Annotated in this window: 19 protein-coding genes; 11 read left to right on the top strand and 8 right to left on the bottom strand. The window is 68.1% G+C overall.

Annotation, left to right across the window (positions count from 1 at the left end):
• Window positions 1-744 (bottom strand): META domain-containing protein, encoded by a 744-nt coding sequence (locus tag ABOD76_RS05970; protein ID WP_350243886.1) that lies wholly within the window; start codon window positions 742-744, stop codon window positions 1-3.
• A gap of 78 nt (window positions 745-822) precedes the next feature.
• Here ABOD76_RS05970 and ftsY point away from each other — a divergent pair, with 78 nt between their 5' ends.
• The gene (ftsY, locus tag ABOD76_RS05965; protein WP_350243885.1) at window positions 823-1797 is read left to right on the top strand and encodes a signal recognition particle-docking protein FtsY; all 975 of its coding nucleotides are present in this window, start codon (window positions 823-825) and stop codon (window positions 1795-1797) included.
• A 56-nt stretch (window positions 1798-1853) separates the two neighbouring features.
• Window positions 1854-2051 carry a hypothetical protein gene (locus ABOD76_RS05960; protein ID WP_350243884.1) on the top strand — a complete coding sequence of 66 codons (198 nt, stop codon included), beginning with the start codon at window positions 1854-1856 and terminating at the stop codon, window positions 2049-2051.
• A 63-nt stretch (window positions 2052-2114) separates the two neighbouring features.
• On the opposite strand, the gene ABOD76_RS05955 is transcribed toward ABOD76_RS05960, so the two are convergent.
• From ABOD76_RS05955 to ABOD76_RS05935, 5 genes are all read right to left on the bottom strand, one after another.
• Window positions 2115-2684: a DUF2726 domain-containing protein gene (locus tag ABOD76_RS05955; protein ID WP_350243883.1), complete on the bottom strand. Its 570-nt coding sequence runs from the start codon at window positions 2682-2684 to the stop codon at window positions 2115-2117.
• Window positions 2685-2805: 121 nt separating this feature from the next.
• Window positions 2806-3096 (bottom strand): hypothetical protein, encoded by a 291-nt coding sequence (locus ABOD76_RS05950; RefSeq protein ID WP_350243882.1) that lies wholly within the window; start codon window positions 3094-3096, stop codon window positions 2806-2808.
• The gene (locus ABOD76_RS05945) at window positions 3093-3323 is read right to left on the bottom strand and encodes a hypothetical protein (RefSeq protein WP_350243881.1); all 231 of its coding nucleotides are present in this window, start codon (window positions 3321-3323) and stop codon (window positions 3093-3095) included. Before ABOD76_RS05945 ends, ABOD76_RS05950 begins: the two co-directional genes overlap by 4 nt.
• A gap of 171 nt (window positions 3324-3494) precedes the next feature.
• The gene (locus ABOD76_RS05940) at window positions 3495-3710 is read right to left on the bottom strand and encodes a hypothetical protein (protein WP_350243880.1); all 216 of its coding nucleotides are present in this window, start codon (window positions 3708-3710) and stop codon (window positions 3495-3497) included.
• Window positions 3711-3916: 206 nt separating this feature from the next.
• Window positions 3917-4123: a hypothetical protein gene (locus tag ABOD76_RS05935; protein ID WP_350243879.1), complete on the bottom strand. Its 207-nt coding sequence runs from the start codon at window positions 4121-4123 to the stop codon at window positions 3917-3919.
• 264 nt (window positions 4124-4387) lie between these two features.
• Here ABOD76_RS05935 and ABOD76_RS05930 point away from each other — a divergent pair, with 264 nt between their 5' ends.
• The 5 genes from ABOD76_RS05930 to ABOD76_RS05910 all read left to right on the top strand — a co-directional run bounded on the left by ABOD76_RS05930 (window position 4388) and on the right by ABOD76_RS05910 (window position 10610).
• Window positions 4388-5380, top strand: a complete 993-nt coding sequence (locus ABOD76_RS05930; RefSeq protein ID WP_350243878.1) for a hypothetical protein — start codon at window positions 4388-4390, stop codon at window positions 5378-5380.
• 1 nt (window position 5381) lies between these two features.
• On the top strand, window positions 5382-6587 hold the full coding sequence (locus ABOD76_RS05925; RefSeq protein ID WP_350243877.1) for an FTR1 family iron permease: 1206 nt from the start codon (window positions 5382-5384) through the stop codon (window positions 6585-6587).
• A complete protein-coding gene (locus ABOD76_RS05920; protein ID WP_350243876.1) occupies window positions 6584-8653 on the top strand; it encodes a hydantoinase/oxoprolinase family protein in 2070 nt (689 codons plus the stop codon). Before ABOD76_RS05925 ends, ABOD76_RS05920 begins: the two co-directional genes overlap by 4 nt.
• A complete protein-coding gene (locus ABOD76_RS05915; protein ID WP_350243875.1) occupies window positions 8654-9094 on the top strand; it encodes a hypothetical protein in 441 nt (146 codons plus the stop codon).
• A 202-nt stretch (window positions 9095-9296) separates the two neighbouring features.
• Window positions 9297-10610, top strand: coding sequence for a glycosyltransferase (locus tag ABOD76_RS05910; RefSeq protein ID WP_350243874.1), 1314 nt, complete (start codon window positions 9297-9299; stop codon window positions 10608-10610).
• A gap of 52 nt (window positions 10611-10662) precedes the next feature.
• On the opposite strand, the gene ABOD76_RS05905 is transcribed toward ABOD76_RS05910, so the two are convergent.
• A complete protein-coding gene (locus ABOD76_RS05905; RefSeq protein ID WP_350243873.1) occupies window positions 10663-12201 on the bottom strand; it encodes a sensor domain-containing diguanylate cyclase in 1539 nt (512 codons plus the stop codon).
• Window positions 12202-12537: 336 nt separating this feature from the next.
• Here ABOD76_RS05905 and ABOD76_RS05900 point away from each other — a divergent pair, with 336 nt between their 5' ends.
• Window positions 12538-13365, top strand: a complete 828-nt coding sequence (locus ABOD76_RS05900) for a DUF72 domain-containing protein (RefSeq protein ID WP_350243872.1) — start codon at window positions 12538-12540, stop codon at window positions 13363-13365.
• A gap of 49 nt (window positions 13366-13414) precedes the next feature.
• On the opposite strand, the gene ABOD76_RS05895 is transcribed toward ABOD76_RS05900, so the two are convergent.
• A complete protein-coding gene (locus tag ABOD76_RS05895) occupies window positions 13415-13846 on the bottom strand; it encodes a response regulator (protein WP_350243871.1) in 432 nt (143 codons plus the stop codon).
• 170 nt (window positions 13847-14016) lie between these two features.
• Between ABOD76_RS05895 and hisF the strand changes: the two genes are divergently transcribed.
• Genes hisF through ABOD76_RS05880 form a run of 3 tightly spaced genes read left to right on the top strand, consistent with a single transcriptional unit; the run spans window position 14017 to window position 15973 of the window.
• Entirely contained in the window at window positions 14017-14796 is a 780-nt protein-coding gene (gene hisF / locus ABOD76_RS05890) for an imidazole glycerol phosphate synthase subunit HisF (protein WP_350243870.1), read from the top strand.
• Window positions 14793-15458, top strand: a complete 666-nt coding sequence (hisIE, locus tag ABOD76_RS05885; RefSeq protein ID WP_350243869.1) for a bifunctional phosphoribosyl-AMP cyclohydrolase/phosphoribosyl-ATP diphosphatase HisIE — start codon at window positions 14793-14795, stop codon at window positions 15456-15458. The genes hisF and hisIE overlap by 4 nt, the downstream gene beginning before the upstream one ends.
• A 5-nt stretch (window positions 15459-15463) precedes the next feature.
• Window positions 15464-15973 carry a kinase gene (locus tag ABOD76_RS05880; protein ID WP_350243868.1) on the top strand — a complete coding sequence of 170 codons (510 nt, stop codon included), beginning with the start codon at window positions 15464-15466 and terminating at the stop codon, window positions 15971-15973.
• Window positions 15974-15984 lie beyond the last annotated feature (11 nt).

Genomic DNA, 15984 nt, shown 5'->3' with positions numbered 1-15984 from the left:
TCAGGGCGTGCCGCGCTGAAAGGTCAGCGGCACGCTTCCACCCTGGAGCGTCAGGGTCTGGCCCGCCGGGTCCAGCTGCACCTGCAGGCCCTGTTCCAGCAGCCGGGGCAGGGTGGACGCGGCCTGATCGCCCGGGCAGGCCCGCCGGGTGCTGGCCACCGGCCCGCTGAACTGCAGGGTGGCCCCGCTCAGGCGGGCCGGGCCGCTGAAGCTGTTGCACCCATCCGAGCCGCTCAGGCGGCCCTGGGTGAAGGTGAAGTACACCGGGGCCAGCCCGCTGCCCAGCAGGGTCCAGCGCGCGCCCTCCAGCGCCAGGCCCGGCCGCGCGCCCGCCTGGGCGAACACCAGCCGGTTGTCCCGGCCCGACAGGAGCGTCAGGGTGGCGCCGCCGCCGCTCAGCTGGTAGCGGCCGGTGAGGCCGAGCAGGTTCAGGACCTGATAATCCAGCCCGTCACGCGGGTCCAGGCAGGCGCGCCGGGTGGTGACCAGCCGGCCGAAGCGCAGCACCTCGGCGCGCGCCACATAGTCGGCGTGATAGAGCGTGCAGGTGGTGACGCCGCTGGCCGTCTGGCCGTCGAAGCGCAGGGTCAGGCGGGGGCCGCTCAGCGTGGTGGTGATGCCGCCCTCGGTCAGGCTCTGCAGCGTCCACACCACGCCCTGCGGCAGGGCCGGTCCGGCTGGGGCAGGCTGGGCGGCGGCCAGCGTCAGGCTCAGGGCACACAGCAGCAGGGCAGGGCGCATCATCTCTCCTTGTTGTACCGGGGGCAGGTGATGGCGAGATGATCTGCCTTCCTGCCGGGCCGCCCCCTGTATGCTCAGCGTATGTCATGGTTAGACCGCCTCAAAGAGGGGCTCAGCAAGACCCGCAAACAGCTGAACGACTCGGTGGGCCTGCTCGGCACCGACCTGAAGGACGTGTTCACCACCCGCCTGGAAACGATGGAGGACCTGGAGTACGCGCTGATCGCAGCCGACGTGGGCCGCGAGGCCACCGAGGAAATCCTGCAGGACATCCGCAACAGCAGCAAGCCCAACCTGCAGGAGGCGCTGATGGAAGCGATGACCCTGCAGCTGGAGCCGGACGCCCGCCGCGCGCAGTTCCGCAAGCTGGGCTTCACGCCGGACGCCCGGCGCGTCGGGGTAGAGCTGAAGGGCAAGGTCGTGATGGTGATTGGAGTGAACGGTGTCGGCAAGACCACCACCATCGCCAAACTGGGCCGATACTACGCCACCCGCGGCCAGCGCGTGATGTTCGCCGCTGGCGACACCTTCCGTGCAGCGGCGGGCGCGCAGCTGGGCGTGTGGGGCGAGCGCCTGGAGATCCCGGTGATCCAGGGGCCGGACGGCGGCGACCCGGCAGCGGTGGCCTTCGACGGCGCCACGGTGCGCCGGGCACGCGGGTTTGATCTGCTGTTCGTGGACACGGCGGGGCGGCTGCACAACAAGCACAACCTGATGGAGGAGCTCAAGAAGGTGCGCCGGGTCATCGACAAGGCCGACCCGGGCGAGCCGGCCGAGGTGTGGCTGGTGCTGGACGCCGTGACCGGCCAGAACGGGCTGCAGCAGGCCAAGAAGTTCAACGAGTCCATCCCGCTGACCGGCGTGGTGGTGACCAAGCTGGACGGCACGGCCAAGGGCGGCATCGTGGTGCCGATCGTGCGGGAGCTGGGCGTGCCGATCAAGTTCATCGGGGTGGGGGAGGGGCCGGACGACCTGCAGCCGTTCGACAGCCGCGAATTTGTGCAGGCGCTCTTCGACGTGACGGTGCCGCCCGAGGTGCAGGCCAGCCGCGACTGAGTGGCCTGGGCCACATCTGCAGCTGGCCTGAGCGCTGCCGTGTGTCAGGATGCAGTGTGGACGCGCATGATCAGGCCAACCTGGAACAGATCCGGGTGCTGCAGGAGGGACTGGCCCACCTGCAGCACCCGCATCCGGACGGAGAACCGGCGCCGGACAACGACGGTCTAGCGCCCGTCACCGACGCGGCCGAGATAGAAGAACAGAACCCCGCGATGGGGACGATGCAGAACAGGTTGGTCGCGGGGTACTGAAACTGTACCGAGTCCAGCCTTTCAGAACTCTGACCGGATTGTTTCTTAAGGCCCAATTGGCCGTTACGGTCCTGACAGTTCCCAGAGGTGCTGGCTGAGCGGTTCCCGCACGCTGTCGGCGTCGTCCAGCTCCTGCACGTCCAGCGTCAGCAGCGGCAGCCGCCCACAGGCGAAGGCCAGCTCGCGCACCGCGTCGCGCAGCATGCCGTGGCGCAGCTCGGAATCCTCCAGCTCAATGCCCAGCACCGGCCGCAGGTCGTCTCCCTCCACGATCAGGAAATCCACCCGCTTGTCGCGCAGGCGACCCAGGGTGCTGTACTGCTCGGTGCCCGCCGCCGTGATGGTAAACACATCGTTGAGCCGCACCCGTGGGAACACCTGATAGGCCGTGCCTTCCAGGGCCGCGCGCAGCACCCGGTAACAGTGCTGCTCGCTGCGGTTGAGCAGGTAGCGCCGGGCCATCACCGGCAGGCGGGTCGGCGCGCTGCTGGGCTGCACCACAGGGGGCGGCGTGACGGTGGTCCGGCCCGCCCGCAGGGACGGCACCAGACCTGCGCGCAGGGCACGCCACATCAGCATGCCCAGCGCACACAACACGGCACCCAGAATCAGAGAGCTCAGAACATCGCCCATGACGGCAATCATGGCACTGCAACCCCGGGCGGCGCCCACGGGAATTCATTCATCTGAAGGGGGGCGGTGGCCCGGGTGGTTGAGGTTGACGACGTTTCCCGCCTGCCCATGTGGCGAGTGGTCAGTGATGCGTTTGTGTTGGGTCAGACGTCTGGTTGGGTTTCAGGGCCGGACAGGCCGACAGCAGGCGATAATGTCGCCCGTCGGGCAGGGATTCGGCACGGACCACAAAGATCCAGAGGCCCACTTCGGTGTGGACACGCACCAGCGGCACCGGACGGGTGCTGCACACGTCACGCAGTATCTGCTGATCGGCCGCGCTCAGATCCGTCTCTCGCAACAGGATCAGGGCATATGGAGGTGCACAGTGCTCCAGGCTGACCTGAACCGACAGATGGGGCAGCTCGATCAATGGACGCCGCTGGTCTGCGCCGACGCGGGCATCAGTTCCACCCAGCGCCCCCGGGTATTGACGCCCGTCTTGACGATCACGAAATAACCCTCCTGATCCGCCAGCGTGACCTGCTGGCCGATGCCGGCGCCGGGCATGATCAAATTCGTGCGAATGGAAGCGCGCCACGTCGCGGTGGTGCCCTGCATGAGCGCAATTACCTCTAAGGTAGGGGCAGAATTTGTCATACCCCAGGCTAGGTGGCCGGCCGGGCGCCACCATGAGCCCCAGCCAATGGCTGGTTAAGACGTTCTCACAGTGGTACTTGCTTTTCGTGAAGACAGCTTCATGGGGGCTTCCCACAGGTGGGCTGAAGTGCGGCTAATTCGCTCTGGAGGCTCTTTGCTCACCGGATCAGCTCAGGGGTTAAAGGGATCGATAAGATCCTGGCCGCTCTTGGTCAGCCTATAGAGATAAGAAATGTCGGTCCAGGCCCACGGCAGCGGCCTGGGTTGAGCAGTCGCGCGTTCGATATATCCGCGCTCTTCCAGAGGAAGCAGCTGGCTCAGCGGGTAGGCCCGCTGCCGACCATCACGGAGGTGTTCGAGGATCTGGCGTTCAGCTCGGCTGACCATGCCCCATCATGGCGGATTCTGCAGGGCAAGACAGCAAAATCGCTGGATTGAAGGATTTCCTGTGGTGGGGTATTGAAGGTCAGAGGTCTGGTCTGTCGTGTTTGCTCTTGTGGAACGCAACTCCTTCGAATGAGCAACGAAACATACCTCAAATTTAAAAACAAATGGGCCTGAAGCATGCTTCAGGCCCGTCGGAACTGATTGTCTTAGCTGTTGGAGAGAGACGAATTCGCCTGGTTTTCGCGGTCTTCCGCAATCTTGCCCAGGATAAAGAACGTGGGTGCCCAGTGGCCGATGAAGTTGCCGTCATGTTGCTTATCGTCACCGCGGGAAGTCTTACCTTCGATGTAGTTCACAGCAGAAAAGATAATCGAGGCGAATCCGGCCAGGTACAGCAGGTTGGATGGTTTCATGGTTCCTCCTGCCCAACAGACTACGGGCGACCCGGCGCGAGATGTTATGCGTTCTTACTTGTGCTCGGGCTCATGGAGAATTGCTTATGACAATGCTTGATCCATGAGTTGAGGGCCAGAATCTGCTGAAGTGCTGCGCAGGACATGGCTAACCGGAGCCCTGGCTTCCTCACCCATCAAGAATACGGATGATCCGAGCCTGACGGCCTCCTAATCCTGAGTAAACCACTTGCCTTTGTAGGTTAGGTCGGCTATCTTCTTGGCGTGAACCGTCCTGCCCTCCTGACTCTTCTGTTGCTCAGCGGCGTCGCACACGCCGCTCCGGCCGATGCCGTGAAGTTCAGCGCCACCCTGGCGCAGATGCTCGGGCACTATGACGCCAGCGTGATGAGCCTTCAGGCGCGCAACCTGGACTCGGCCCGCAAGCACGCCACCCACCCGGCCAACGAACTGTATGACCTGATCAAGGCGGACCTGACCCCTGCGCTGCGGACGCAGTTCCAGGCTGATTACACCCGCCTCAACACGCTGCTGCATGCGGCGGTTCCCAACACGACCCAGTTCCAGTCGGCGCTCAAGACCTTCGAGGCCCACACTCAGCAGGCTCAGGCGCTGGTGCCGGCGGTCACGCGCACCGATCCGAAGTTCATCGCGCGGGTGATCAGCCGGGTCGCGGGCAGCGCCCAGAGCGAGTACGAGGAAGGTGTGGAGCAGGGCAAGGTCATCAACCTCAACGAGTACCAGGACGCCCAGACGTATCTGGCACGTGCCCAGCGCTGGCTGAGCAGCAACTCGGCCCGCCTGCCCGCCGATCAGGGTGGGCAGACCGCCACCGCGCTGCAGGCGGCCCGCGCCGTCATTCTGCGCAAGGGCGAGGCGAGTGCCCTGGCCACCCAGATCCGGCGGGCGCAGACCGAACTGGCGGAGATCAGCGGTGACGCGCTGCCGCAGGCCAGCACCGGCCCGCAGGCCGAATTCGATCAGATTGAGGCGCTGTTGCAGAAGGCCAAGGGACACTACGCCTCCGGCATGGCCGACGACGCGAACGAGGCCGTGATCAGCGCGTATCTGGACCACTACGAGCAGCTGGAAGCGCCGCTGGGCCGCAAGGATGCGGCGCTGGAAGGCCGGCTGGAGGTCACGCTGCGCGACACCCTGCGTGGGCTGATCCGCAGCAAGGTCAGCAGCTCGGCCTTCAACGCTGCCGTGGACGCCGCCCGCGCCGAGCTGGTCAAAGCCCGGGCGCTGCTCGACTGACATGCGCCGCCTGCCGCTGATCCTGACGCTGCTGGTGCTGACGCTGTTCGGGAGCGGCCACGCAGCACCGGCCCCAGTGGACGTGCCCGCTCAGCTGCGGACCGCCCAGGAGCTGGTCAGCACGTCGCTGCGGGAGTACGCGCGCGGCGACCGCGAGGCTGCCTTCCGCACCGCCCGCAGCGCCTACCTGGATCACTTCGAGTACGCTGAGCCGCCGCTGCGAGTGCTGAATCCGGACCTGATCCTGGAGATGGAGTACCGCTTCGCCGATCTGCGCAACGGCATGCAGGCCGGAGCGCCGCTCACCGACCTGCAGCGCATCGCCGGCGACATCGGGGGGAGCCTGCGGACCGCCGAGGCGATCGTCAGCGGTACCGGGGTGCTGGCGCCCGCCCTGGCGGCCACCGGCGGCTTCACCATCCTATTCCGTGAGGGGCTGGAGGCGGCGCTGCTGATCGCTGCGATCCTGGCCTACCTGGCGTCCAGCCGCAACGGTCGCCTGCGTGCGGGGGTGTGGTGGGGTGCCGCTGCGGCCGCGCTGGCCACCGCACTCACCTGGGTGGTGGCCACCTACCTGATCCGGCTGGCCCCAGTCTCGCAGGAACTGCTGAGCGCGGTCACCAGCCTGATTGCGGTGGCGGTGCTGTTCAGCCTGTCGTTCTGGCTGCTGCAGCAGGGTGACCGCAAGCGCAGCGCAGAATTCATGCGAGCGCGGCTGGGCCGGGCTGTGCAGAGCGGCAGCCTCACCGCCATCGGACTGGCCACCTTCACCAGCATCTACCGGGAAGGGCTGGAGACGGTGCTGTTCTATCAGGCGCTGGCGGTGGCCAGCGGCCCGGTGCTGAACTACATGTATTTGGGGCTGGGGGTGGCGGTGCTGGCCCTCTGTGCCGTCTTCGCCCTGCTGTTCCGCTTCGGGCGTCGCCTGCCGACGGCGCGGCTGTTTCCGCTGCTGGTGGGCGTCACGGCGGCGTTCGCGGTGGCCTTTATCGGCAACGGGGTGCGCGCCTTCCAGGAGGCCGGGTGGCTGCCGGTCACCAACCTCTACGGGGTGCTGCCGCCCATCAACCCCAACGTCAGCGCCCTGACCGGCCTGCACCCCACCGTGGAGACCCTGGTCGCGCAGCTGCTCCTGCTGCTGGTGTATCTGGCCGGCTGGCTGATGGTGCGGGCCCGCACCCGCCCGCATTCAGGGGTGCGGGCTTGACCGAACCGGTCCTGACGCGCATCGGTATCGACGTGGGCGGCACCTTCACCAAGGGGGTCGCCGTTGCGCCGTCGGGGGAACTGCTGGCAGTGGCGCACGTGCCCACCACCCACACTGCCGAGCGAGGCGTCGCCGAAGGGGTGCTACAGGCCCTGGAGGCGGTGCTGGGCGCGCTGCCCCCACACGCCACCGTCACGCTGGTGGCGCACAGCACCACCCAGGCGACCAATGCCCTGCTGGAGGGCGACGTGGCGCGGGTAGGGGTGCTGGCGCTGGCCGAGGCGCGGGACGAACGCCGGGTCCGGCCGCTCACCCGGCTGCCTGCCGCGCTGCCGGGCGAGTGGGCCTTCGTGGCCACCGACGCTCCGGACTTCGACGCCCGGGTGCTGGCCGCGCTGGAGGTGTTCACCCAGCGGGGCGTGCAGGCGCTGGCGGTGTCGCAGGCGTTTGGGGTGGACGACCCCACCTTCGAACGGCAGGCAGCCCGGCTGGCCCGCAGCCGGGGCTGGCCGGTCAGCCAGGGGAGTGACCTGAGCGGCGCGTACGGCCTGGAACTGCGGACGCTCAGCGCGGCCGTGAACGCCAGCATCCTCCCGACCATGCTCCGGACCGCCGCCCACGTGCGCGAGGCGGTGTCGGCCCGCCTGCCGGGGGTGCCGCTGCTGATCATCCGGGGTGACGGCGGCGCGGCCAGCCTGAAGGCCTTTGAGGAGATGCCGCTGCACACGGTGGTCAGCGGCCCGGCGGCCTCGCTCAGCGGGGCGCTGGTCACGCGCGGCATCATGGATGGGGTGTTCTTTGAGGTGGGCGGCACCAGCACCAATGTGGGCGCCATCCGGGACGGGCAGCCGGTGCTGAAGTACATGACGGTGCTGGACGTGCCCACCGGACTGCGGGCCGCCGACATCCGGATTGCCGGGGTGGCCGGCGGCAGCCTGGTGCGGGTGCAGGGCCGGCGCATTCAGGAGGTCGGCCCGCGCAGCGCCCACATTGCGGGTCTGCCGTATGCCAGTTTTGCCCCTCCCGGGCAGCTGCACGGGGCCCGCCTGATCGAGCTGCCGGCCCCGGCGGGGCAGAGCGGCGCGTATATCGCCCTGCAGACGCCGGACGGGGCGCGCTACGCGGTCACGCCGACCTGCGCGGCCGGGGCGCTCGGCGCGGTCCAGGCGGACGATCGGGCACAGCTGCAGCCGGACAGCGCCCGCCTCGCGATGCGGCTGCTGGGCGAGCGGCTCGGCGCCGACGCCGACCGGGCCGCGCAGGCGGTGCTGGAGGCCAGCGCCGAGAAGATCGTGCCGCTGGTGGCGGACCTGATGCGCGACCAGCAGCTGCGCGGCGCACCGCTGTACGGCGGCGGCGGCGCGGCGCGGGTGCTCGGGCCGGTGGTGGCCCGGCGGCTCGGCGTGCCGTTTCATGTGCTGGAGCACGCCGACATCATCAGCTCGATCGGGGCGGCCCGCGCCGTGATCCGAGTGGAGCGCGAACGGACCGTGACCCGTCAGGACCCCACCATCGCCGACCTGCTGGAGCGTGAGGTGGGCGACGAGGCCGTGCGGCTCGGCGCAGACCCGGCCACCGTGCGGGTGGACCTGAGCTTCGACGCGGAGGTGGGGCGGCTCAGGGCAGTGGCGGTGGGCGCCCACCCGCTGAGCGCGCAGACGCGCACCCTGGCCGAGGACGAGCTGCACCAGCAGGCCCGCGCCCTGCTGGGCGACGCCACCCGCCGGGTCTTCCAGGGCGGGCGGCACAGCCTGTACACCGCCCAGCTTCAGGTGCGTCACTTTCTGCGCCGCACCGTGCAGCATCCGGCCGTGGTGCTGGACGCGCGCGGCGTGCCGCTGCTCCGGCTGCACAGCGCCAGGGTGTTGCTGGGCTCACCGCAGGCGGTGCTGGAGCAGCTGGAGGCGGCCCTGGGCCCGGGACCCGCGCCGCACGTGGCCGCACTCACCCCCTCCCGGCTGCGCGATTACGCGCACCTGCACGACCGGCGGGTGCTGCTGGAGACGTTAAGAGAGAATGTCCGTCTGGAGCGCGAGATCGCGGTCCTGATCGATCAGGAGACCTGAATGCTATATGCCCGCCAACGCCGGACCCTGCCGCTCTGGGCGGCCCTGTTGCTGCCGCTGCTCACCCTGCTGCTGGGCTTCACGGCAGGCCGCCTGAGCGCCCCGAAGGCGACGCTCGCCGCAGCGCTGGCCCCGGCCAGCGCCCACCTGCTGGCCGCGTCGGGGGCGCTGGACATCGCCGGCCTGGAGGGCACCCGCGCGGCCCAGGGCAACGCCGAAAGCCGGGCCGCCAGCCTGCGGGCGGCCCAGACGGCCCGCACCGCCGTGCTGAACGACGCCAGCCTCCAGCAGCTCTACCCGGATCAGACGGCCACGTTCATCGCCCGTCTGGATGAGGTGGACCGTGCCGTGCAGGCCCGGCGCGACCCGGCCACCCCGCTCGCCGATGCGCGCGCCGCCCTGCGCACCCTGACCGAACGCCTCAGAGCGGCCTCCCGCTGAAAGGAGCCGCAGGGGTCGTACTCCACTGTGTCCGGCGAGGCCGCCTTCACCGTGGCTCCGCCCCGGCCTCACTTCAGCTGCAGACCGTCCGGGTGATCCGCCCGTCATGCCGGATTCTCAGATCGGTTCAGGATTGCCCCCTTTGCAGCGTGGACAGGCTGGTGCATAGTGGGAACGCGCGGCAAGCAGCGCGGAGCCAACCTTGACTGATGCCTTCCGGTTCTTCCTGACTCTCCTCGATCTGGCTGGTCTGATCCTGCTGGTCCTGTACTTCGTGCAGATGGGGCTCGCGGCGGTGTTGCCCGCCCGGCGCCTCCGTTTTCCTGCCCCGGCGGCCCTGAAGTTCACCTTCGTGATCCCGGCGCTGAACGAAGGCCTGGTGATCGGGGCGACGGTCGAGACCCTCCGCGCGCTCGCCCCCGAGGCTCAGGTGGTCGTGGTGGACGACGCCAGCGATGACGACACAGGCCGCGTGGTTCAGGCGCTGGCGGCGCAGGACAGCGGCGTTAGCCTGCTGCGCCGCACCCTGCCGCAGGCGCGGCAGGGCAAGGGACTGGCGCTGAACTGGGCGGTCCAGCAGCTGCTGAACCGGCTGCGGATAGACGGCGCGGACCTGACCCGCGAAATTTTCGTGATCGTGGATGCCGACGGCCGCATCACTCCGGAGCTGCTGGGCGAGGCGAGCTCGGCCTTCGCGGACGGGCGGGTGATGGGCGCGCAGGCGCGGGTGCGGATTCGTCCGTCGGTGCTGTCCCTGGCCCCCCGGACCCTCTCGGGCCGGATGCTGGAGCAGCAGCAGGACATGGAATTCTTCATCATCCGCCACCTGCAGCACCTGCGTCAGCGCTGGCACTCGGTGGGCCTGTTCGGCAACGGGCAGTTCATGCGCGCCTCGTATGTCCACGAGCAGTTCCGCCAGGGCCGGCTCGCCTGGCCCGACTGTCTGCTGGAGGACTTCGCCAGCGGCGTGGAAATGCGGCTGGCCGCGCCCGACCACCGGATGATCTTTCTGGACTCGGCCGTCACCCAGCAGGGCCTCCCGGACCTGCGGCGCTTCATCCGCCAGCGGGCCCGCTGGACCCAGGGCGCGATGCAGTGCCTGGGCTACCTGCCGCGGCTGTGGTCGGCGGGCATGCCGTGGCTGGCCCGGCTGGACCTGTCGTATTTCATCCTGGGGCCGTGGCTCAACGCAGTGATCGTGCTGTCCCTGCTGACGCAGCCGTTCCGCTGGGCCTTCGGCGCGCACGGCCTGATTCTGGACCCGCTGGTCAGTGCCCTGATCACAGGCGTGAACGTGGTGCTGCAGCTGCAATGGGTGGCGCGGTACCAGCGCGAGCACCGTCTGAACACCGGGCAGGTGCTCTTTACCCTGGTGAGCCTGCCGGTGTATGGCTTCGCGCTGCTGCTGAGCCTGCCTCTGGCGTACTGGAACCACTTTTCAGGTCGCCGGACCTGGGACAAGAGCAGCCGCCATGTGGAACCCGGCGAGGCCGTCCCGTCCATGAACGGCGATTAGGTGCAGGGGAAGAGAGGGGCCGGCGATCATACGCTGGCCCCTCTCTTTTCATTCACATGGTGGCTTCCAGCGCCTGCTCGCGGGCGGCTTTGCGGCGGCGCTTCGCCTGATACATCCGGGCGTCCGCCAGGGCCAGCAGCGCTGCTGCCGGCTGGCCTTCCGCCTTGGCCACCCCCACGCTCACGCCCACCCGCAGCACACTCACCTGCTGGGCCGCCAGAACAGCCGTCTCCACCACCTCCAGCACCTCATCTTCCGACCAGGGACCGGGCAGCAGCAGCGTGAACTCATCGCCGCCCACCCGGTAGATCCGGCCCTGGTCCAGCTCTCCGGACCGCAGCACGCTGGCAAACACCCGCAGGATTTTGTCGCCCTGCGCGTGGCCCTCCTGGTCGTTGACCGCTTTCATGCCGTCCAGGTCCAGCACCGCCAGGGTATAGGCGCGGCCCTCCGCGTCCCAGGCGGCCAGATCCTCGTCGAAGGCCCGGCGGTTCAGCACGCTGGTCAGGGCGTCCTGCCGCGCCTGATCCATGGCGACTTCCATCAGCGCTCGGCGGTCCAGCGCGCTGCGCACGCTGCGGCCGGCCGCCTCCAAGAGGGCCCGGTCACTGCTGCGCCAGCGCGGCACCGGATGGTCCTGAAGGCGCACGGCCATCAGCAGGAAGGTGGTGTCGCCACGGACGCCCAGTGGCAGCCAGGCCAGCTGGCGGACACCCGCGGCCACTGCCCAGGGCAGGGCACTCGGGTGGGCCAGGTAATCGTCCAGATAGCTCGGGGCTGTGGACGTCCGCAGGCTGTGGGTCACGCCGCCCGGCCACAGCGGCGTCTGACTCGACGCGTCCAGGTCAAGCACCGGTGCGCGCGGATGCGAGTAGCCGGCCTGAATCGAGAGTGTTTCTCCCTGGAAGGTGATCAGGCCGGTGTAGTCGGTGGCCATCGCCTCGCCCAGCAGGCTCGCGGACGCCAGCGTGACATCTTCCGGGCTTAGGTCCAGGTCGAACAGGCTGGTGATGCCGTCCAGCACCTGGGCGTGCGCCAGCGTGCGGCGCAACTCCTGGTTGATCTGCTCCTGCGCGCCCAGCTCACGCTGCAGATGCAGCGTGCTCACCCGCAGTTCCAGCTCGCTGACCACCAGATCGGCCAGATCCTGCAGCGCCTGCAGATCGGCGGCCGTGAGGATGTGCGGACCGCTGTCGGTGACGCAGAGGGTGCCTACGTGGTGGCCGCTGGGGGTGCGCAGCGGCGCGCCAGCATACATGTGGACATGCGGGTCACCCGTCACCATCGGATTGTGGGCGAAGCGCGGATCAGTGTGGGCGTTCTCGATGACCATTGGGCCGGACTGCAGAATGGTCCAGGCGCAGAATGAGTCGTGCCGCGGGGCCGTGGAACTGCCCAGTCCCACGGTCGACTTGCCCCACTGCCGGAACTGGTCCACGAAATTGATGGCGGCCACCGGCGCCCGCAGCAGGTGTGCGGCCAGCCGGGTGATCCGGTCGAACGCGACCTCGCCAGGGGTATCGAGAATCTCGTACCGGGCCAGGGCCATCAGGCGCGCCGCCTCGTCAGGCGGCATGGGGGCAGCAGTCACGCCTGCAGTGTAGGGAGGGGGGTCTGACGCTTTCAGCACATGCCCGAACATGAAGGCATGACCCTGCGCGCGGGCGGTGGCCGCTGTCTGGGTGCGGGGTGCGGACGGCAGCCTGGCCCTCATAGTCGGCGCGCCGGAGCGCTACTTTCCCTGCCGGAGTGCTCATCTCTGAGGGTGCGCCACGGCGGTGCAGGCCCCAGGGATGCAGTGTTCCAGGACCGGCACCAAAAAGGGGGGGGCGTGCTGCTGGACCCCGCTTCTGCCCAGGTTATCCACAGCCCTGTGGATAACTTAAGGCTCCGCATGGTCGTGACGTGCCCGGCGTACGCTGACCGAATGAAGGTCTACATCGGCACCGGTGGGTACTCCAACGACGACTGGCTGGGCCTACTGTACCCGGAAGGAACGCGGAAAACGGAGTACCTGGAGGTCTATGCTCAGGCCTTCGATGCGGCCGAGCTGAACAGCAGCTTCTATGGCATCCCTGGCCTGAAGGCCTTTGAGGGAATGGTGCGCAAGAGTGGCGGCCGGGTGCGCTTCAGCATCAAACTGCATCAGGTGTTCACCCATCAGCGGACGCCACAGGACAGCGACTTTGACCGCATGCTGCAGAGCCCGGAGCCGCTGCGGGAAGCGAACGTGATGGGACCCTATCTGGCCCAGTTCCCCTATTCATTTCACCGGACGGCCGAGAACCGCCGTTACCTGCAGATGCTGGCCGAACGGTTCGCCGGTCACGAGCTGGCGGTGGAACTGCGGCACGGCAGCTGGGACCAGCCGCAGGTCCGAGAAGGCATGGGTGAGTTCGGGCTGATCTGGGTCAGCCCGGACTATCCGCCGGTCGGTGGGATGCCGGAGCCGCAGCTGCACGTGACCGGCGAGGTGGCCTACCTGCGTCTGCACGGCCGCAACAAGGGCAGCTGGTGGGAAGGGCAGAGCGCCTCCGAGCGGCACGATTACCTGTACTCCCGCGCCGAAATGGATGAGTGGGCCGAGAAGATTGCGCTGGTCGCCGAGGACACCGAGGAGTTGTACATCTACTTCGAGAACACCACCCAGGGGCACGCCCTGAAGAACATTCCCATGCTCCGAGATGCGCTAGAAGCGCGGGGCGTTCCGGTGTGGCGTCCGGCCCCCGCCAGCCAGAGCGAGCGGCTGCTGTAGCAGAAGGCCCCACCTGAAAATCAGGTGGGGCCTCCTGCTGCGGTGCGGCTCAGGCCACGCGGGGGCCGGGGATCTCGTTCTTGCCGAGCCAGAAGGCCAGCGTATCGCGCAGGGTCTCGGTGAAGCTGGTGAAGTCCAGCGGCTTGACCACGTAACCGTTGGCCCCGCGGCGGTAGCAGGCCCGGATATCAGACACGTCGCGGCTGGTGGTGAGCATCACCACCGGAATGTCCTGCAGGGTCTCGTCCTGACGGATCGCTTCCAGCACCGCCAGACCGTCCATCTGCGGCATCTTGAGGTCCAGCAGCACCAGACTGAGCGGCTCAGCCGACTGCTGCCGCTGGGCGTGCAGATAGGCAAGGGCCTGGACTCCGCCCTGGGCAACAGTCACACACGGTGCCGCCTCGGCCTCTCCCAGCGCTTCCAGCGCCAGTTCCAGGTCGTTCAGATTGTCGTCTACCAGGAGCACCTGTTTATGCACTGCGTACCATCCCCTTTGTGGTGGTGGTTTATTCGAACCTTAAAGCGAGCTTAACACTTCCTTTGTGTGACGATTGAGAAAAGTGACCAATGCTTCGGTGGACTCGGTACAGGGATGGGGGTGTGCACCGGGTGGCGGTGTGGGAGCGGACGGGCCGGTAGACTGCGGCCATGTTGACCAAGCGCATTATTCCCTGCCTGGACGTGCAAAACGGACGGGTGGTCAAGAACGTCCGGTTCTTCGAAGACCACCGCGACGCCGGCGATCCGCTGACCCTGGCCCGCGCCTATGAGGAGCAGCAGGCGGACGAACTGGTGTTCTACGACATCACCGCCACTCATGAAGGCCGCAAGCTGATGCTGGACGTGGCGGCGCAGGTGGCCGAACAGGTGATGATGCCGCTGACGGTGGGCGGCGGCGTGAACAGCGTCGCAGACTTTCGTCAACTGCTGCTCAGCGGTGCCGACAAAATCAGCGTGAACAGCGCGGCGGTCCGCACCCCGCAGCTGATCCGGGAAGCCAGCGATCATTACGGTGCCCAGTGCGTGATGCTCAGCATCGACGCCAAGCGCCGGGCCGCCGGGGACGGCTGGAACGTGTACGTGGGCGGTGGACGCACCGACACCGGGCTGGACCTGCTGGCGTGGGCAGAGGAAGGACAGCGGCTGGGGGCCGGCGAGATCTGCCTGAACATTATGGACGCCGACGGGACGCGGGCCGGCTTTGACCTGGAGGCCACCCGTGCGGTGAGCCGCGCCGTGGACCTGCCGGTGATCGCCTCGGGCGGAGCGGGAAGCCTGGACGACTTCTATACGGTGCTGACCAGCGGCGAGGCCGACGCGGCGCTGGCCGCCAGCGTCTTTCACTTCGGCGAGCTGACCGTGGGGCAGGTCAAGGCCGACCTGAAGCGGCGCGGGCTGGGCGTGCGCCCGGAATGGAGTGACCGGTGAACGTGGACCTGGACGCCGTGAAGTTCGGCCCGGACGGGCTGGTGGCCGTCGTCACTCAGGACGTCCGCACCGGCGCGGTGCTGATGCAGGCCTATGCCAACCGGGAGGCGCTGGCACACACCATTCAGACCCGACAGGGCACGTATTTCAGCCGCTCGCGGGGAGAGCTGTGGATCAAGGGCCTGACCAGCGGCCACACCCAGCAGGTCGTGACCGTGCAGCTGGACTGCGACGGGGACAGCGTGCTGTACGTGGTGGAGCAGCAGGGGCCGGCCTGCCACACCGGGGAATACAGCTGCTTCCACCGCCCGCTGCTGGAGGCAGAGGAGGGGAGCGGTACACCCGCGCTGAGCTCCGTGCTGGACCGGGTGTACGCCACCATTACCGAGCGGCTGCAGACCTTGCCGGAGAACAGCTACGTGGCCCGCCTGCACGCGGGCGGGCTGGACCGGGTGCTGAAGAAGGTGGCCGAGGAGAGCGGTGAGGTGCTGCTGGCCGCCAAGAACCGCGACCGGGCCGAGCTCAGCACCGAGGTCGCGGACCTGCTGTTCCACACTCTCTTTGCGATGGCGGAGGTAGGGGTGACCCCGGCCGACGTGGCGGCCGTGCTGGAGGCGCGGGAAGGCCGGACCGGGCTGAAGGGCCCCAAAGAGGTGGGCTAAGCGGTGTGTCCGGTTCCCGGCTGATCGTATTGCGAGGCAACTCCGGGTCCGGCAAGAGTTCGGTGGCGCGGGCACTGCGGGCAGAGGTCGGGTATGGGCTCGCCTGGGTGGAGCAGGATTACCTGAGGCGCATTCTGCTGCGGGAACCGGACGTGGCAGGCGCCCTCAATATCCGGCTGATTGACCAGACGGTGCGGCTGGCGCTGGACGGCGGTTATCACGTTGTTCTGGAAGGCATCCTGGATGCCGGACGTTACCTTGACATGCTGTCGGCGCTGGTACAGACGTACCGCGACCGCGCCCACCTCTATTACTTCGACGTGTCCTTCGAGGAGACTGTACGTCGCCACGCTGGACGGCCACAGGCCGCCGAGTTCACCCCGGCGGAGATGCAGGGGTGGTATCGCCCCCTGGACCGGCTGCCGGGCCTGGCCGAGCAGATCATTCCGGCAACAAGCACCCTGGACCAGACGGTGCGGCGCATCCTGACCGAGACCGGCCTGAGCCCCGGCTGAACGGTCAGCGG

The organism is Deinococcus sonorensis KR-87, assembly GCF_040256395.1.
Lineage (GTDB): Bacteria > Deinococcota > Deinococci > Deinococcales > Deinococcaceae > Deinococcus > Deinococcus sonorensis.
Note: the sequence above shows the minus strand (reverse complement) of the source record. Positions and strands in the feature narration are given on the sequence as shown.